The 727-nt window shown below is 42.4% G+C and carries 1 pseudogene; it reads right to left on the bottom strand.

The window, feature by feature from the left end:
* A pseudogene (locus tag ACQ93I_RS17230) lies at window positions 1-727 on the bottom strand (hypothetical protein); the annotation flags it as partial.

Genomic DNA, 727 nt, shown 5'->3' with positions numbered 1-727 from the left:
GTGGTATTTCCGTCCTCATCGATGAAGCTAAAAGTTCCGGCAGAAGCATCTGTTGAAATTGAAGTCAGAGTCTCATAGTTGTCGATAATAGTGGAAAGAAGAATCTCTGAGGTATTCCCATCCTCATCAGTATAAGTAAGTGTTCCGTCGTTATTATCAACTAAGGTAGTTACCGTTTCCTGGAATTTTACTAATGCAGCAACATCAAACGTACTGATAGTTCCGTCCTCATCGGTGAAGCTAAGAGTTCCGGCAGAAGCATCTGTTGAAACCGAAGTTACAGTTTCGTAGTTGTCGATAATGGTGGAAAGAAGAATCTTTGTGGTATTGCCATCCTCATCTGTATAGGTAACTGTTCCGTCATTATTATCAACTAAGGTAGTGACCGTTTCCTGGACTTTTACCAATGCAGCGACATCAAGGGTTGTGGTATTTCCGTCCTCATCGGTGAAGCTAAGAGTTCCGGCAGAAGCATCTGTTGAAACCGAAGTTACAGTTTCGTAGTTGTCGATAATGGTAGAAAGTAGAATCTCTGTGGTATTCCCATCCTCATCAGTATAAGTAAGCGTTCCGTCGTTGTTATCAACTAAAGTAGTGACGGTTTCCTGAGCTTTTACCAATGCAGCAACATCAAGGGTTGTGGTAGTTCCGTTCTCATCGGTGAAGGTAACGGCGCCGGTAGTAGCATCTGTCGATATAGAAGTTACAGTTTCGTAGTTGTCAATAA

The sequence above is a fragment of the Salinimicrobium sp. WS361 genome (assembly GCF_050750585.1).
Lineage (GTDB): Bacteria > Bacteroidota > Bacteroidia > Flavobacteriales > Flavobacteriaceae > Salinimicrobium.
Note: the sequence above shows the minus strand (reverse complement) of the source record. Positions and strands in the feature narration are given on the sequence as shown.